At 72.4% G+C, this 15644-nt stretch carries 14 protein-coding genes and 1 pseudogene; 7 read left to right on the forward strand and 8 right to left on the reverse strand.

The window, feature by feature from the left end:
- Window positions 1-32: 32 nt before the first annotated feature.
- Complete coding sequence (locus ABZT47_RS32295) at window positions 33-797, reverse strand: nuclease-related domain-containing protein (protein ID WP_354850617.1); 765 nt, start codon at window positions 795-797, stop codon at window positions 33-35.
- Between the two features lie 205 nt (window positions 798-1002).
- On the opposite strand from ABZT47_RS32295, the pseudogene ABZT47_RS32300 reads away from it, so the two are divergent.
- Both ABZT47_RS32300 and ABZT47_RS32305 read left to right on the forward strand, forming a co-directional pair.
- Window positions 1003-1359: pseudogene (locus ABZT47_RS32300) on the forward strand (amidase family protein); the annotation flags it as partial.
- A 52-nt stretch (window positions 1360-1411) separates the two neighbouring features.
- Complete coding sequence (locus tag ABZT47_RS32305; protein WP_354850620.1) at window positions 1412-2422, forward strand: amidase; 1011 nt, start codon at window positions 1412-1414, stop codon at window positions 2420-2422.
- Between the two features lie 10 nt (window positions 2423-2432).
- Here the strand turns inward: ABZT47_RS32305 and ABZT47_RS32310 are convergent, their stop codons facing one another.
- From ABZT47_RS32310 to pepN, 4 genes are all read right to left on the reverse strand, one after another.
- Window positions 2433-3452, reverse strand: coding sequence for a hypothetical protein (locus ABZT47_RS32310; protein WP_354850622.1), 1020 nt, complete (start codon window positions 3450-3452; stop codon window positions 2433-2435).
- A 12-nt stretch (window positions 3453-3464) separates the two neighbouring features.
- Window positions 3465-5321, reverse strand: a complete 1857-nt coding sequence (locus ABZT47_RS32315) for a hypothetical protein (RefSeq protein WP_354850625.1) — start codon at window positions 5319-5321, stop codon at window positions 3465-3467.
- Between the two features lie 12 nt (window positions 5322-5333).
- Complete coding sequence (locus ABZT47_RS32320; RefSeq protein ID WP_354850628.1) at window positions 5334-5885, reverse strand: LemA family protein; 552 nt, start codon at window positions 5883-5885, stop codon at window positions 5334-5336.
- 270 nt (window positions 5886-6155) lie between these two features.
- On the reverse strand, window positions 6156-8723 hold the full coding sequence (gene pepN / locus ABZT47_RS32325) for an aminopeptidase N (protein WP_354850631.1): 2568 nt from the start codon (window positions 8721-8723) through the stop codon (window positions 6156-6158).
- A gap of 219 nt (window positions 8724-8942) precedes the next feature.
- Here pepN and ABZT47_RS32330 point away from each other — a divergent pair, with 219 nt between their 5' ends.
- From ABZT47_RS32330 to ABZT47_RS32340, 3 genes are all read left to right on the forward strand, one after another.
- Complete coding sequence (locus ABZT47_RS32330; RefSeq protein ID WP_354850634.1) at window positions 8943-9590, forward strand: disulfide bond formation protein DsbA; 648 nt, start codon at window positions 8943-8945, stop codon at window positions 9588-9590.
- Window positions 9591-9827: 237 nt separating this feature from the next.
- Window positions 9828-11234 carry an aldehyde dehydrogenase family protein gene (locus ABZT47_RS32335; protein ID WP_354850636.1) on the forward strand — a complete coding sequence of 469 codons (1407 nt, stop codon included), beginning with the start codon at window positions 9828-9830 and terminating at the stop codon, window positions 11232-11234.
- A gap of 16 nt (window positions 11235-11250) precedes the next feature.
- On the forward strand, window positions 11251-11736 hold the full coding sequence (locus ABZT47_RS32340) for a hypothetical protein (RefSeq protein WP_354850639.1): 486 nt from the start codon (window positions 11251-11253) through the stop codon (window positions 11734-11736).
- A 52-nt stretch (window positions 11737-11788) separates the two neighbouring features.
- Here the strand turns inward: ABZT47_RS32340 and def are convergent, their stop codons facing one another.
- Complete coding sequence (def, locus tag ABZT47_RS32345; protein WP_354850642.1) at window positions 11789-12277, reverse strand: peptide deformylase; 489 nt, start codon at window positions 12275-12277, stop codon at window positions 11789-11791.
- A gap of 132 nt (window positions 12278-12409) precedes the next feature.
- Between def and ABZT47_RS32350 the strand changes: the two genes are divergently transcribed.
- On the forward strand, window positions 12410-12883 hold the full coding sequence (locus ABZT47_RS32350; protein WP_354850644.1) for a ribose-5-phosphate isomerase: 474 nt from the start codon (window positions 12410-12412) through the stop codon (window positions 12881-12883).
- Window positions 12884-12887: 4 nt separating this feature from the next.
- Here ABZT47_RS32350 and ABZT47_RS32355 read toward each other — a convergent pair whose 3' ends face one another.
- Both ABZT47_RS32355 and ABZT47_RS32360 read right to left on the reverse strand, forming a co-directional pair.
- A complete protein-coding gene (locus ABZT47_RS32355; protein ID WP_354850647.1) occupies window positions 12888-13097 on the reverse strand; it encodes a hypothetical protein in 210 nt (69 codons plus the stop codon).
- A gap of 41 nt (window positions 13098-13138) precedes the next feature.
- Window positions 13139-14392, reverse strand: a complete 1254-nt coding sequence (locus ABZT47_RS32360; RefSeq protein ID WP_354850650.1) for a GNAT family N-acetyltransferase — start codon at window positions 14390-14392, stop codon at window positions 13139-13141.
- 119 nt (window positions 14393-14511) lie between these two features.
- Here ABZT47_RS32360 and ABZT47_RS32365 point away from each other — a divergent pair, with 119 nt between their 5' ends.
- On the forward strand, window positions 14512-15630 hold the full coding sequence (locus ABZT47_RS32365; protein WP_354850653.1) for a PP2C family protein-serine/threonine phosphatase: 1119 nt from the start codon (window positions 14512-14514) through the stop codon (window positions 15628-15630).
- Window positions 15631-15644: the final 14 nt, after the last annotated feature.

Below are 15644 nucleotides of genomic sequence, written 5' to 3' on the forward strand. Positions count from 1 at the left end.
CGAAGGACCTTCTCGACGGGTCGGCTTCTCGGTTATTCGGGATAACGCGCCGGCAGCACCTGTTCGGCGACGGCGTAGATGTCCTCGACCTCTTCGCCGGTCAGCGAGCGCTCGCGGTTGGTGATCCACTTGCGGACGCGGGAGCCGTCGAAGACGTCCACCTCGCGGATGTTCAGGATCTTCCACGGGATCGCGGGCCCGTAGATGGCCAGGGACGGCACCACGGTGATCTCGCGGCCGAGGGCCTTGGTGATCAGCTCGCCGGCCTGGGAGGCCTCCCAGCGCGCCTCGTCGAGCCGGGGCTTCTGGTTGAACGGCCCGTGGAACAGCTTGCGGTGCGACTGCACCCGGACCGGGAGCCGCTTGTCCCACTTCTCGGAGTCGACGGCGTACACGCCGGTCGGGCCGACGACCAGGTGGTCGATCTGCGCGTCGCTGTTCGGGATGGCCCGGGCGTGCAGCGTGAGGTAGCCGTTGCGTTCGAGCTTCCTCAACTGCGCCTCGGTGCGCCGCTCGGCGGCCGACGCGCGGCGCCAGGGCGGGACCGAGGAGACCGTGCGGGCGCGGTACACCGTGTCGGCGATGGCGGCGATGATCGCCGCGACCAGGCCGAGCCGCCAGCTCCACAGCGGGATGCCGACCAGCAGCCCGGCGCCGGCGGCGATCAGCGCGCGCACGCGCAGATGCCGGTATCTGGGCTGCTGGAGCAGACCGAGCAGCGACGCGCGACCGACCGGGGCGTAGGTCTCCTCCGGGGCGGCGGGCCGTGACCTCGGCTGCGCAGGGCGGTCACTCACCCAGATGGGTGACCCATTGTGACCGTCATCGGGTTCTAGACCGGAATCCACGTAACTCACGGTAGTTGACGCCCAAGGGTGTGCCTAGTGTTGGCTAGTTCACATTTTTGTGGCCCCGCGTTCGCGCATTGTAGGGCGGAAGGACGGGTATCTCTTTCTTTTCTCTCTAGATAAGTCGTGGTCACAGGCCCTACTGTGCCGTAGCGTGGCGCACATACATGATCTTACAGCCCTGGAGCAGGCGGCGGCCGTCCGAGCCCGGGAGCTGTCCCCCGTCGAGATCACCAAGCACTACATCGAGCGCATCGAACGGCTCGACCCCCGCGTCGGCGCCTTCGTCACCCCGACCCCCGAGCGCGCGCTGGAGGAGGCCCGCCGGGCCGAGGCCCAGGTCATGGAGAGCGCCGACCTGCCGCCTCTGCTCGGCGTCCCCATCCCGGTCAAAGACCTGAACCTCGTCAAGGACGTGCCCATCCGCTTCGGCTCGGCCACCTACGAGGGCTTCGTCGCGCCCGTGGACGACAGCGTGGTCGAGCGGCTCCGCGCCGCCGGCACGATCATGCTCGGCAAGACCGCCACCCCGGAGTTCGGGCTGCCCTGCTACACCGAGACCGATGTCTCGCCCCCCCTCCCGCACCCCGTGGGACCTGACGCGCTCGGCCGGCGGCTCCAGCGGGGGAGCGGCGGCGGCGGTCGCGGCCGGGCTCGCCCCGGCGGCGCAGGGCAGCGACGGGGCCGGTTCCATCCGCATCCCCGCGTCGGTGTGCGGCCTGTACGGCATCAAGCCCACGCGCGGGCGCATCTCGTTCGCGCCGGTCGTCCCCGACCTGGCCGGCCTGTCCACCAACGGGCCGATCGCCCGCACCGTGGCCGACGCCGCCGCGCTGCTGGAGGCGATGGCGCACAACCAGCCGGGTGACCTGTACCACGCGCCGCCCTCGCCCGTCGGCTTCCTCGAAGCGGCCGGTCGCGAGCCCGGGCGCCTGCGCATCGGCAGGAACGCCACCCCCGTCGTGCCGGGCGCCGAGGTGCACCCCGAGGTCATGGCCGCCTACGAGGAGGCGTCGCGGCTGCTGGAGTCGCTCGGCCACGAGGTCGTCGACATGCCGCCGGCCTTCGACGGCTCCATCTTGGCCGAGTTCGAGCGGCTGTGGTTCTGCTTCGCCTGCATGCACCCCGTCGACCCGTCCTTGGAGCCCAGGCTGCGGCCCCTGACGCGGTGGCTGCGCGAACGGGGCTTCGCCACCCCCGCGCCGGCCTTTCTGCAGGCCCAGGCGACGTTGCAGACCGCGACGCGCTTCGCGTTCCTGGTCATGAACGACTACGACGCGATCCTCAGCCCGACGGTCACCCAGCCGCCCGTGCCGATCGGCTGGTTCGAGGACGTCGAGGACCCCGAGGAGACCTTCCACCGCATGGAGCGGTTCGCGCCGTTCGCCGCGCCGTACAACATCAGCGGCCAGCCGGCGGTCAACCTTCCCCTGCACTGGACCGGCGCGGGGCTGCCCATCGGGGTGATGCTGGCCGGCCGGTTCGGCGACGAGGCCACCCTCATCTCGCTGTCGGCGCAGGTGGAGGCCGCGGTGGGCGGCTTCTGGGGAGACCGCCGCCCCGAGATCTGGTGAGGACGCGGGCTCACACGCCGGCGCCGCGCAACGCCGGCGCGCCGATGAGCGTGACCAGGTGGGCGGCCACGTCGGACAGGAGGGCCGAGGTGGCGATGGGCGCCGCCGCGACGGCCGAGAACAGGCTGGGCAGCCCGGGCAGCGGGAAGCCGTCCTCGCGCGTCGCCTCGTGGCCGATGTCGTTCTTGTCCAGATAGGACCGGCTGCGCTCCCAGGCGTCCAGCACCTCCTCCGGGGACGGCACGCCGAACCCGTGGCCGACGGGCGCCGCGTGGCGCAGCCGGACCAGCGGGGTGTCGGCGAAGGTGAGCGCCACCTTGCAGCGCAGGCCCAGCCCATCGCGAGCCGGCTCGGGAATCCAGTCCATCGCCGTGCAGGGCTTACGGCACTTGGCGACGCAGGCCGCCATGGCGCCCGAGAGCTGGCTGTGCTGCCGGTCGAAGTACGCCCGCCAGCCCTCGCCCGGCTCGTGGGCGACGCGCAGCGTGCGCTCGGCCGCGGACTTCTCGGGCTTGGTGTGGTCGCAGTCGCGGTCGCCGATCACGCCGAACCGGCTGCCCTCCGCCCGCAGGCCCTGCGGCCAGCGCGCGGGGTCGCCGGCGTGGCCGAGCACCGGCTCGAAGGCCAGCAGCGGCAGGTACTCGCTGGCGATGTGCAGCGCCGACATCACCGAACTGAGCTCGCGCCGCTGCCAGCGCACCTGGATGACCTCCAGCAGCAGCCCGTACGCGGGCCGCAGCGAGGACAGCGCGCCGCGCGGCTGCTCGCGCGGGGTCTGCGGCATGTGGCACTCGCGCGCGCGGCGCCGCAGCGCGGCCGGAACGGCCTTGGCGTCGACCTCGGCGGCGAAGTCCTCCGCGTCCAGGGTGAGCAGGCGCTGGCCGAACTCGCACAACGCGGGGATGGCGCCGGGCTCCGGCATCACCAGCGGAGCGAGGGCTCCGAGGTCGCCGAAGGCGTACCGCCGGGCCAGCGCGGTGAGCAGGTCGAGCGGAGCGAGGGGGTAGGGGGGCACAAGTGGCTCGTCCACCCGGACACCCTCTCACGCCACCGGCGATCTTCCGTCCATGCGGGCGGCGGCCGCGCGGGCCAGCTCGACCAGCGCGTCGGGCGGCGGCGGGCCGGCAGGGGAGTGGACGTGGATGGCGAAGGTGCCCTCGGCGGTGCGGGCGGCGACCACGCCGGGGTAGAGCATGGCCGCGCCGCCGATGCCGGGAACCTGGCGTCCTTCGACCCGGGTCAGCAGGTGCCCGAGCACCATCAGGTAGCCGCCGCGCGCGCCCGCCGCCGCGTGCACGTCCACGGTCACCGGCGTGCCGCCGGTCGCCCGGTAGCGGCAGGACCGCACGGCGAGCCAGGCCGGCGTGGGCAGCGCGTCCGGGTACGGCCCGGCCTCGCCCACCGCGACGCCGAGGACGCGCCGCAGGTCGTCCGGCGTCACCAGACCCGCCGGCGCGAACGGGTCCGCGGGGTGGTCGGGGCCGTGGGCCTCGTCCCTGGCGCGGAGGGGGACCTCGCCGAGGTTCTCCGGGGCGTGCAGGACGTGCTCGCCGGTGTCGTCGTAGGACGCCGCGCCGCGGTGCCGCGACCGCTCGATGATCTCGATCTCGTGGATCCAGCCCAGCCTCCGCCCGACCCGGGCCCTGACCCTGTCGCCCTCGGCCAGCGGGCGCCACAGCTCCTCCTCGGCGCCGAGGGCCTTGACCTGACGCCGCCGGCCGTCGTCCAGCGCCACCCAGTAGGCGTACTTGGGATGCTCGTCCCCGCCCACCCGGAAGGCCCGCAGCCGGACGATCTGGCCCTCGACCTCGGTCCTGGTGGTCATGTCGGCGATGGCGAAGGCGATCGGGACGCCCGCCGCCACCGCCGCGCCGAGGTAGGCGACCGGCATGACCAGCGCGTCCGGCCAGTCGGTCAGGGCCTTGGCGACGACGCCCAGCAGCCAGAGCCAGAACCCCGTGGCGAGCCCGGCGACCACCCCGCCGAACACCACCGGCCAGGGCGGGCGCCCCCACAGGATGCGGCGGGGATAGCGCACGTCCACCACGTGCCACATGCCCCCGAAGTCCGACCAGGCCCGCCTGTCGTCGGCGGGGACGCTGATCGGCAGGCTGGTGACCGCGCGCCTGGCCAGCCCCAGGGCGGCGGCGTACGCCAGATGTCTGCCCCAGATCGTCACCGAGGCGGCGGGCCGGTCGGCGAAGCCGCCGCCGGACAGGTGGGCGCGCACGCCCAGCCAATGGCCGGCGACCCGGGCTCCCAGGGCCGTGCCGCGCTCGCCGTTGAACCTGTCCATCAGAGCGCTCAGCACGGCCAGCGCGATGAACCCCGCGCCGATGCCGCCTCCCTCATGGCCGTCGTCCGCGGTGGCGGCCACCGCGACGCCCACGGCGACGGCGGGCACGGCCGCCGCGGCGGTGAGCAGGACGGCCTGCGCGCGGCTCCACCGCGGACGCGACAGGCCCTTCTCGCGGGCCTCGGCGATGACCTTCTTGCGGAAGCTCTTCCACCAGCGGCCGAGGTTCCTTGCCCCCTCGGCCAGCGCCCCGGTGGCCACCACGCCGTCGGTGGCGAGCGAGGCCACGTGGTCCAGCACCAGCTTCTCGTACGGCGCGAGCGGTGCTCGGGGCGTGCCGAGCCGCACCAGCGACAGCTCGGGGCCGATCTCCTCGATCTGCACCGCGCCCTTGGCGGCCAGGTCGAGCAGCGTGGCGGAGGCGGCCTCGTCGCACAGGCGCCAGTCGCCGGTGATCAGGTCCACCAGGGCGGGGGACTCCTCGCCCAGCTCGCTGGTGGGCGGCCCCGGGGTGATGCCCGGATTGCGGGTGGCGAACGCCATCGCGGCGAGCAGGGCCAGCCACAGCGCGACGGCGGCGGCCGCGGCCCAAACGAAGATCATCGGATCGGGGCGTCAGAAACGGACCTGGACCGGGCCGCGCTCTTCGCCCGGCGCCTGGAAGTACTCGCGCGCCTGGAAGCCGGTCATGCCGGCCACGATGTTCGCCGGCACCGTCTGGATGCCGTTGTTGTAGGTCAGGACGGCGTCGTTGTAGTACTGCCGCGAGTAGGCGATGCGGTTCTCGCTGGTGGCCAGCTCGTCCTGGAGGGCGGCGAAGTTGTGGTCCGCTTTCAGGTCGGGGTAGGCCTCCGAGACCGCGAACAGGCTCTTCAGCGCGCCGGACAGCAGGTTCTCGGCGGAGGCCTGGTCGCGCGGGCCCTGGGCCGAGAGGGCCTGCCCGCGGGCCGCCACCACGGCCGACAGGGTGCCGCGCTCGTGCGCGGCGTACCCCTTCACGGTCTCCACCAGATTCGGGATCAGGTCGTGGCGGCGCTTGAGCTGGACGTCGATCTGGGCCCAGGCGTTGTCCACCGCGCCGCGCCTGCGCACCAGCCCGTTGTAGGTGGAGACCACCAGGAAGAGCGACACGAGGGCGAGGACGCCGACGACGGCGAGAGCGATCATGGGGGCCTCCCGGCTTACGGTGACAGCGCGCACAGTAGACCGGTCGTGGCCCGCTGTGAACGGCCGCTGCCGTTTTCGCTGGCTCTCATGTCACCGCGGAACGCTTGCAGGAGGCTTACAGCCCGCTGGGAGGGCCGGCCGCGGAACGTGCGGCCGACCGGCCCGCCTGGCGTTCAACCGGACTTGGACACCAGGCGGGCCGGGCTCAAAGGAGGGTGCACCTCGGAGCGAGGGGGCCCGCCGGCGGGCGGGCCCCGGAGGAGGGGTGGATCAGACGGCCGAGGAGTCCTTGGCGCGGGCGCGCAGGGCCCGGCCGATGGAGTCGGCGCCCTCCATCAGCAGGCGGCGCAGCGCCGGCACCGGCTGCTCGGCGGAGATGTAGTCCTGCGTCCTCGCCACCGTCCCGGGGTCGATGAGCAGCGCCGGGTAGCACCCCATCGCGAACCGCTGGGCGCTGTCGGAGGGCCAGCTCTTGTAGATGCGGCCGACCTCCTGGAAGAACCGCTCGCCGTAGGGCTGGAGCAGTTCGACGTGGTCGGGGTCCATGAAGCCGACGATGGTCGAGCGCAGCGCCGCGCCGCTCAGCGCGCCACCGGTGATCTTGGACCAGGCCTCGGCCTTGCCCTCGGGGGTCGGGATGGCCGCCTGGCACATGGCCGCAGACTGCTCGCCCCGGGCCGACGGGTCGCGCCGCAGCTCCTCGGCGATGTCGCCGGCGGACAGCACGCCGCCCGACACCAGCGCGTGCGTCAGCGTCCAGCGCAGGTCGGCGTCCACGCTCAGGCCCTCGGGGACCGACGTGCCCTCGATGATGCCCTTGACGAAGGCGAGGTCCTCGGTGGTGGTGGCCCCGGCGGTGAAGGCGTTGACATAGGCGAGCTGGTGGTCGGAGCCGGGCTCGGCCGAGGCGATCAGCCGGCGCAGCGCCGCCGACAGCTCTGCCAGGCCGGTGGCCCGCCACGCCGGGTCGGCGTACTGCTGGGCGGCCAGGCGCGCCTGGCGCAGCACCGTCTGCAGGACCGTGATGTCGGCGATCGCGTGGACGTTGGAGGTGACCAGCCGGACGTAGTCGCGCGTGGCCATCTCGGCGTCGCGGGTCATGTCCCAGGCGGCCGACCAGCTCAGCGCGCGCGGCAGCGACTCGGCGAAGCCGGCGATGCCGCCGTCGACGAGCGTGCGCATGGAGCGCTCGTCCAGGCGGATCTTGGCGTAGGTCAGGTCGTCGTCGTTGACGAGGATCAGGTCGGGCTGAGCCTCGCCGGCCAGCTCGGGCACGGCCGTGCGGGCGCCCACGACGTCGAGCTCCACCCGCTTGACCCGCGTGAGCGAGCCGTTCACCCGGGAGTACAGGCCGATGGCGACGCGGTGCGAGCGCAGGGTCGGGTAGTCGGCCGGGGCCTCCTGGAGCACCTCGAAGTGCAGGAAGCGGCCCTCGGGGTCCACGGTGAAGGACGGGCGCAGCGTGTTGACCCAGGCGGTCTCCAGCCACTCCTTGGACCAGGAGGACAGGTCGCGGCCGGAGGTGCGCTCGAGCGCCGACAGCAGGTCTTTCAGCTCGGTGTTGCCCCAGGCGTGCTCGTCGAAGTAGTCGCGCACGCCGGCGAGGAAGTTGTCGAGCCCGACGTAGGCCACCAGCTGCTTGAGCACCGAGGCGCCCTTGGCGTAGGTGATGCCGTCGAAGTTGACCTCCACGGCCTGCATGTCGGGAATGTCGGCGGCGATCGGGTGGGTGGAGGGCAGCTGGTCCTGGCGGTAGGCCCAGGACTTCTCCACGTTGGCGAAGGTCGTCCAGGCGCCCTGGCCCCAGCGGGTGGCCTCGGCCTGGCACAGCACCGACATGTAGGTGGCGAAGGACTCGTTCAGCCACAGGTCGTCCCACCAGCGCATGGTGACCAGGTCGCCGAACCACATGTGCGCCATCTCGTGCAGGATCGTCTCGGCGCGGCGCTCCACCATGGCGTCGGTGACGCGGGAGCGGAAGATGTAGTCCTCCAGGAAGGTCACCGCGCCGGCGTTCTCCATGGCCCCGGCGTTGAACTCGGGGACGAACACCTGGTCGTACTTGCCGAACGGGTAGCGCAGGCCGAACACGCGGTGGAAGAAGTCGAAGCCCTGCTTGGTGACCTCGAAGATGTTGCCGGCGTCCAGGTGCTCGGCCAGGGAGGCGCGGCAGAAGACGCCGAGCGGGATGCCGTCGTGCTCGTCGCGGACCACGGCGTAGGGGCCGGCGACCAGGGCGGTGATGTAGGTCGACAGCACCGGGGTGGGCGGGAAGTGCCAGCGCTTGGCGCGCTGGAGCGCGCCGTGGCGGCCCTGGTGCTCCTCGAGCTCCTCGACGGAGTCGGGGGCGGCGTTGGAGATGACCTCCCAGTCGGAGGGCGCCAGCACCCCGAGCTCGAAGGCGGCCTTCAGGTCGGGCTGGTCGAAACAGGCGTACATGCGGTGGGCGTCGGCCGTCTCGAACTGCGAGTGCAGGTAGACCTTCTGGTCGAGCGGGTCGACGAAGCGGGTGAGGCCCTCGCCGGTGCGCATGTAGCTGCAGTCGGCGTCGACGAGCAGCTCGTTGTCGGCGGCCAGGCCGGGCAGCGGCAGGCGGCCGGTCTCGGCGTCGTAGGTCGTCACGTCGAGCTCGGCGCCGTTCAGGACGGCTTTGCGGATCTTCGCCTCGGCCAGCTCGATGAAGGTCGTCGCGCCCGGTTCGGCGCAGGAGAATCGGACCGTGGTGACGCTCTCGAAGCGCTCTTCGCCCTCGGTGAGGTCGAGTTCGACCGAGTAGGACCGCACCTTGAGCAGACGAGCCCGCACCCGGGCTTCGTCACGGGTCAGATTGCCTGCCACATCCGCTCCTCATCGCCGATCTCCTCTGCCCCTTCGCGAGAGGAATGCATGAATCCTGCCACGTCGGGCGCCATGATGCCGCACCGGTGCAGGGACATCAGGGGTCGCGGGTGAAATGATTTCCCACCGAGATACCAGGAATTGGGAATAGCGCACGCGTGGCCGGGGCTGGCAGATGTATCGGGACATCCGCCACGAGCAGGAGCAGGGAAGCTGGCCATGACTGAACGAACCCCGGTGGACTTCTGGTTCGACCCCCTTTGCCCATGGGCCTGGATGAGCTCGCGCTGGGTGCTGGAGGTGGAGAAGGTACGGCCCGTCGAGCCGCGATGGCACATCATGAGCCTGTTCGTGCTCAACGAGGACAAGGACATCCCCGAGCAGTACCGCGACTATCTCCGTGACGCCATGGCCCCGGTCCGGGTCGTGCAGGCCGCCGCCGAGAAGTACGGCGAGCACGTCATCGGCGACCTCTACACCCAGATCGGCGTCCGCATCCACAACGAGCGCCGCCTCAGGCCCGCCGAGGGCGAGGAGGACTTCGACGCCGTCGCCGCCCTGCGCGCGCTGCTCGCCGACGCGTTGGAGGCGGCCGGCCTGGACCGCGAGCTCGTCGCCGCCGCCGACTCCACCGACTTCGACGACGCCGTGCGCCGGTCGCACGCGCACGGCATCGACCTGGTCGGGCAGGAGGTCGGCACGCCCGTCATCTCCGTCGAAGGCGTCGCCTTCTTCGGCCCGGTGATCTCCCCGGCACCCAAGGGGGAGGCGGCCGCCAGGCTGTGGGACGGCGTGCGGCTCGTCGCCGGCACCGACGGGTTCTTCGAACTGAAGCGCTCGCGCACCCGGGAGCCGATCTTCGACTGACCGGACGGGCCGCGGCCCGTCCGTGACCGGATGCGTGCGGAGGGTTGCGCCCTGCCTGAAAGCCATGGTCAACTCGATCCGTTCTCCTTCCCTGACCGTTATGTGAGATGACAGGCGGCAGATGGCGGCGACGGCGTGGCACCGTGGTCTCGGCAGTCGCGCCCGCCGGGCGGCGCAGGCGCGCCGCCCGGCGGGGTGACCGTCCGCCGCGACGACCGCGCGCGAGAATCGAGGGGCATGCGTCAGCTTTACGTGCAAGGAGCCTGGGTATCCTCCTCGTCCGGCGAGGGCATCGACGTCGTCGATCCGTCGACCGAGCAGGTCATCGACCGGGTTCCCGCGGGCTCCCCGGGTGACGTCGACCGGGCCGTGTCCGCCGCCCGCGCCGCGTTCCCGGCGTGGTCGGGCACCGCCGCCGCCGACCGGGGCAAGATCCTCAAAGCGGCGGCCGACCTCCTCAAGGAACGCGCCGAGCAGATGGCGCGCACCATCGCCACCGACATGGGCTCGCCGTACACCTTCGCGCTCAAGGTGCAGACCCTGATGCCCGCCGCGGTGCTCGCCGACCACGCCCGTCTGGCCGAGGAGCGGTGCGATCGGGAGACCCGTGTCGGCGACTCGCTGGTGTTGCGCGAACCGGTCGGCGTCGTCGGCGCGATCACCCCGTGGAACTACCCCCTGCACCAAGTGGTGTGCAAGGTCGCCCCGGCCCTCGCCGCCGGGTGCACGGTGGTGCTCAAGCCGAGCGAGGTCGCCCCGCTCGCCGCCTACGCCTTCGCCGAGATCCTGCACGACGCCGGGCTGCCCCCCGGCGTGTTCAACATGGTCAGCGGCCCGGGGCCGGTCGTGGGCGAGGCCATCGCCTCCCACCCCGGCGTCGACATGGTGTCCTTCACCGGCTCCACAGGGGCGGGCAGGCGCGTCGCGGCGCTGGCCTCCCACACCGTCAAGCGCGTCGCGCTGGAGCTCGGCGGCAAGTCGGCCAACCTGATCCTCCCGGACGCCGACCTGGCGACCGCGGTGAAGCTCGGAGTGGCGGGGGCGTTCATCAACTCCGGCCAGACGTGCTCGGCCCTCACCCGCATGCTCGTGCACCGTGACCGGTACGACGAGGCCGCCGGCCAGGCCGCGGCCCTCGCCCGCACCTACACCCTCGGCGGCCCGTTCGAGGAGGGCACCCGCCTCGGCCCCCTGGTGTCGGCCGCCCAGCGCGAGCGCGTGGTCCACTACCTCAACCGGGGTCAGGAGGAGGGCGCCCGGCTGGTCGCCGGCGGCGGCGACCGGCCGCTCGAACGCGGCTATTACGTCGAGCCGACCGTTTTCGCCGGCGTCGCGCCGGGCATGGTCATCGAGCAGGAGGAGATCTTCGGCCCGGTGCTTTCGCTCATCCCCTACACCTCCGTCGACGAGGCCGTGGACATCGCCAACGGCACCCCCTACGGACTTTCCGGCGCGGTGTGGGGCGGCACGCAGGAGGAGGCGGTGGCCGTGGCGCGCAGGCTGCGCACCGGCCAGGTGGCGATCAACGGCGGCCGGTTCAACACCTCGGCCCCGTTCGGCGGCTACAAGCAGTCGGGGGTCGGACGTGAGCTCGGGGAGTTCGGCCTTGAGGAGTACCTCGAGGTCAAGTCCCTGCAACTGTAGTGAGGAGGGCGGTCGCGTGAAGCCGTCGGTCCGTACGGCGCGCCGCGTCAGCGCGTTCGAGATGGCGCTGGCGCTCGGCGGGCTGCTGCTCATGCTGCTGGCCGTCCAGAACGCCGGGCCGGCCATCGCGGCCCTGCGCGGCGACGGAATCCCCGGCACCTTCACCGCCCGCCGGCTCGACTGCATCCAGCACCCCGGCCACGAGCAGTGCTCGTGGACCGGCACGTTCCGCTCGCGCGACGGCAGGGACGTGCGGCAGGACATCGGGTTCTACGGCAGCGAGCGCGGCACCTTCACCGCCGGCGCCACCTCCCCGGCCTTCGACACCGGGCGGCGCGGCCACGTGTACGGCCCCGGCGGCTCCAACGAGTGGGTCGTCGTCGCCGCGCTGCTCCTGGCCGGCCTGGGCCTGGTCGCCCGGCCCTTGCTCTGGCTGGTCGCCCGCCTGTGGACGCCCCGCCGCGCGGCGCCCGTGCCCGTGGGGCACGACGACCGCCCATGACGCCGGGCGGCCCCAAGGCCGCCTGACGACGCGCTCTGTGACCCGAGATGCGTCAGGGGGTGCGCAGCAGGATGTCGCGGGCGGCGTTCTTGGGCAGGCGGTCGACGTAGATGACCCCTTCGAGGTGGTCGTACTCGTGCTGGAAGCAACGGGCCAGCAGCCCTCGCGCCTTCAGGCGCACCGGCCGGCCGAGCCGGTCGAACCCGCGCACGCTCACCCCCGCCGCGCGCGGCGTGCGGGCGTACAGCGGCTTGCCGGTGTCGCGGCCGGGCACCGACAGGCAGCCCTCCTCGTCGAGGACCTCCTCGGCGTCGTCGATGGTGAGCTCGGGGTTGACGACGTGCCCTTTGCGCCCGCTGGCGTCGTAGACGAACAGCCGCTTGGACACCCCGATCTGCGGGGCGGCCAGGCCGACGCCGTCGGCGGCGTACATCGTCTCCATCATCTCGTCGATCAGCCGCCGAAGATCGCGGTCGAAGGACGTGACCGGCTCGCCGGGGGTGCGCAGGACGGGGTCCCCGATCACGCGGATCTCACGCATGAAACTCTCCTGTAAGGGGTCATGTGGCCAACCGCCTATTACTGTAACGGAATCCGCGCCGGTGGGGGCCGGTGATCCGCCTACGGCGCGGCCCGATGGACCCGAGGGAAGCCGGGCTGCGACAATGGGCGCGTGCGCGTCTACATCGCCGCCGATCACGCCGGCTACGAACTCAAGAACCACCTCGTCTCCTGGCTGAAGGAGCACGGCCACGACGTCGTCGACGACGGCCCGTTCGTGTACGACGCCGAGGACGACTATCCGGCGTTCATCCTGCGCGCCGCCGAGGGCGTGGTGAACGCCCCCGGGTCCCTCGGCATCGTGATCGGCGGGTCGGGCAACGGCGAGCAGATCGCGGCGAACAAGGTGCGAGGCGTCCGCGCGGCGCTGGCCTGGAGCGAGCAGACCGCCTCGCTCTCGCGGCAGCACAACGACGCCAACGTCATCAGCCTGGGCGCCCGCATGCACTCCCTGGAGGAGGCCACGCGCTTCGTCGAGGTCTTTTTGAGCACGCCGTTCTCCGGAGAGCAGCGCCACCAGCGCCGCATCGACCAGATCTCGGCCTACGAGACCGGCGGCGGCATCCCGCCCCTGCCGGGCCGCTGAGCCGCTAGGCCTCCTTGCGGCGGCGTGGGTCGGGCTTGCGCGGCGGCTCGGGCTTGCGAGCGGGCTCGCCCTTGCGCGGGGCGTCGGCCTTGCGGGCCATCTCGTCGCGCAGCGGCCGCCGGTCGGCGGCCTCCTGCTGGTCGGACGAAGGACGCGAGACGTCGCGCGCCCGCATCGCCGTGATCGCGGTGATCTGCAAGCTCTGCAGTGCCATGGGCCAAGCCTAGAACAGCGCCGCCGGAAACCCGGCGGGTGTCAGAAGATCATGCCGCCCCACGGCGCGACGTCCCAGGCCATCGCGGCCGACAGGGCGCGCAGCGCGCCCGGGCGGGTCTCGCGGACGACGCCCGCGGCCTGGTAGGCGCCGAGCGTCCGCCCGCCCAGGTAGGCCGCGCCGAGCACGCTCACCGGCAGCTCCACGTCGGCGGGGTCGGTGGTGCGGGCGCAGACGGCCCCGCCGGCGCCGGCCGACAGCCGCCAGCGCCCGGCGTTCCACGGGCACACGGTGTCCTGGACGTCCAGGACGACGTCCACGGGCGCGGCGTACGCGCGGGCGGCGAGCGCCCTGTCGACGTCCACCACCCGCACCCACATCTCGTCCACGAACCCGGCGTTCAGCAGGCGGGGCTCGGCGAGCAGGTGCATGATCGGGTCGTCGACCGGGCGGATGGGGGCGCGCACCCGCGAGCACAGGTCGCGGTCGAGGACGTGGCGCCACAGCAGGGCGTAGGCCGCGGGGTCCAGGCCGAACAGGTCGACCACCCGCAGCTCGCCGTCGGGCACGTCGTTCTCGGTGACCCCCGGCTTGACCCGGAACAGGGCGTACCCCCGCGGCCCCGCGTCGTCCTCGGCGATCACGCAGCGCAGCGCGCTGCCCCCGCGACGGTGGTCGGGGTCGTCGGCCATCAGGATGTTCCACTTGGCGTCGTTGCGGGCGTACAGGCCGGGACGGGTCGGCAGCACGGTGTCGAACACCTTCTGCAGGTCCGCCCGCGCCTCGGCCGCGGGCCTGACGACGCGCAACCGCAGTGAGGGGTCGACCGGCGCGTGCGCGGCGAACGGGGAGCGCGCGGGGATGGTGAGGAACAGATTGTCGGTGGCCCTGCCGTACCCGAACCGCTGGTAGATGGCGGCCTCGGTGGCGTACAGCGCCGCGACCGGCTCACCGCTCTCGTGCAGCCCCTCGAGCTGCCGCCGCATCAGCGAGGTGAGCACGCCCCGGCGCCGGTGGGAGGGGAGCACGGCGACGGCGGTCACGCCGCAGACCGGCTTCGGGCCGCCGGGGACGGTCATCGTGAAGGTCAGCCCCGCGACCACCCCGGCCAGCAGGTCACCGTCGAAGGCCCCGAGCGACCGGTCGAACTCCAGCAGCGACCTGAACGCATCGGCGCGGGCGGGGGAGTTGTCCTCGGAGAACGCCTCTTCGTCCACGTCGAGCCATGCCCGCCATTCCGACTCGTCGATGGGACGGATGACCATGCCCGGCCGCGTGCTTTGTTCGCTGTTCACCTGGCCAACGTTATGACCGGGCAAACCGGATCGGCCACCTAATATCCCCGTTTAATGATCAAGGTCTTGGTCAAGTCGGCTGCCCAAACGGCAGATGGGCAGATAGAGTCGAGCGCATCATGACTTCCCGTCCGGCGCCGCTGATCCCCCCGCGGCTCCGCGCGATCTTGGTTCGCATCCCGTTCCTGGTGCGGATCGTGCGGTTCCTGCGGAGGGGGCCATTGGCGCGTGACCGGAACCTGCTCATCACGCTGAGCGTCGCCACGCTGGCGCTCGGCGCCCTCGCCGCGCGCGTCTCCACCGAGTGGTTCTCACCGAGCCTGTTCATCCTGGCCACTCTCGTCGGGGGCCTGCAGCTCCGCATGCGCAGCCTGGCCGTCCTGGTGGGCGCCGTCGCCGTGGCGCTGGGCTACATCGCGGCCACGCTCGGCGTGCGCTCCGTCGGCGCGGGGCTGCTGGTGACCATCGGGTTCACGACCGTGCTCGCCTTCCTCATGGCCCGCACGCGCGGCAAGCTGGGCGTCCAGGGGCTGCGCGGGGACGCGATGCTGCTCGAACTGCGCGACCGCCTCAAGCGGCAGGGCGAGCTGCCGCCGCTCAACCGCAAAGAGTGGGGCTCGCGGGTCGTGCTCAAGCAGGCGGGCGGCTCCTCCTTCGGCGGCGACTTCCTGGTCTCCATGCGCCACGGGAACGTTCTCGAGGTCGCCCTGGTCGACGTGTCGGGCAAGGGCGTGGACGCCGGCACCCGCGCGCTGATGCTCTCGGGCACCTTCGGCGGGCTGCTGGGGTCGGTCGAGTCCTTCCTGCCCGCCTGCAACGCCTACCTGCACCGCCAGCCCGAGGGCGAGGGCTTCGTCACCGCCGTCCACCTCCGGCTCGACCTGTCCACCGGGGCGTACCAGATCACCTCCGCCGGGCACCCGCCGGTGGTCAAGTTCGACGCGGGCACGGGCACCTGGCAGGTGTCGGCCGCCAAGGGCGTCGTGCTGGGCGTCGTCCCCGACCTGCACTGCGAGCCCGACAGCGGCGTGCTGCGCAAGGGCGACGCGCTGATGCTCTACACCGACGGCCTGATCGAGCAGCCCGGGCGCGACATCGACTCCGGGCTCGACCGGCTGCTCGGCGAGGCCGAGCGGCTGGTGCCCTCGGGCTTCCACGACGGCGCCCGCCCCCTGGTCAACTCCATGTCGGCCGGGCACAACGACGACTGCGCGCTGATCCTCATCTGGCGGCCGTAGCCCCCCGCGCCCAA

The sequence above is a fragment of the Sphaerisporangium sp. NPDC005289 genome, assembly GCF_040607455.1.
GTDB lineage: Bacteria > Actinomycetota > Actinomycetes > Streptosporangiales > Streptosporangiaceae > Sphaerisporangium > Sphaerisporangium rhizosphaerae.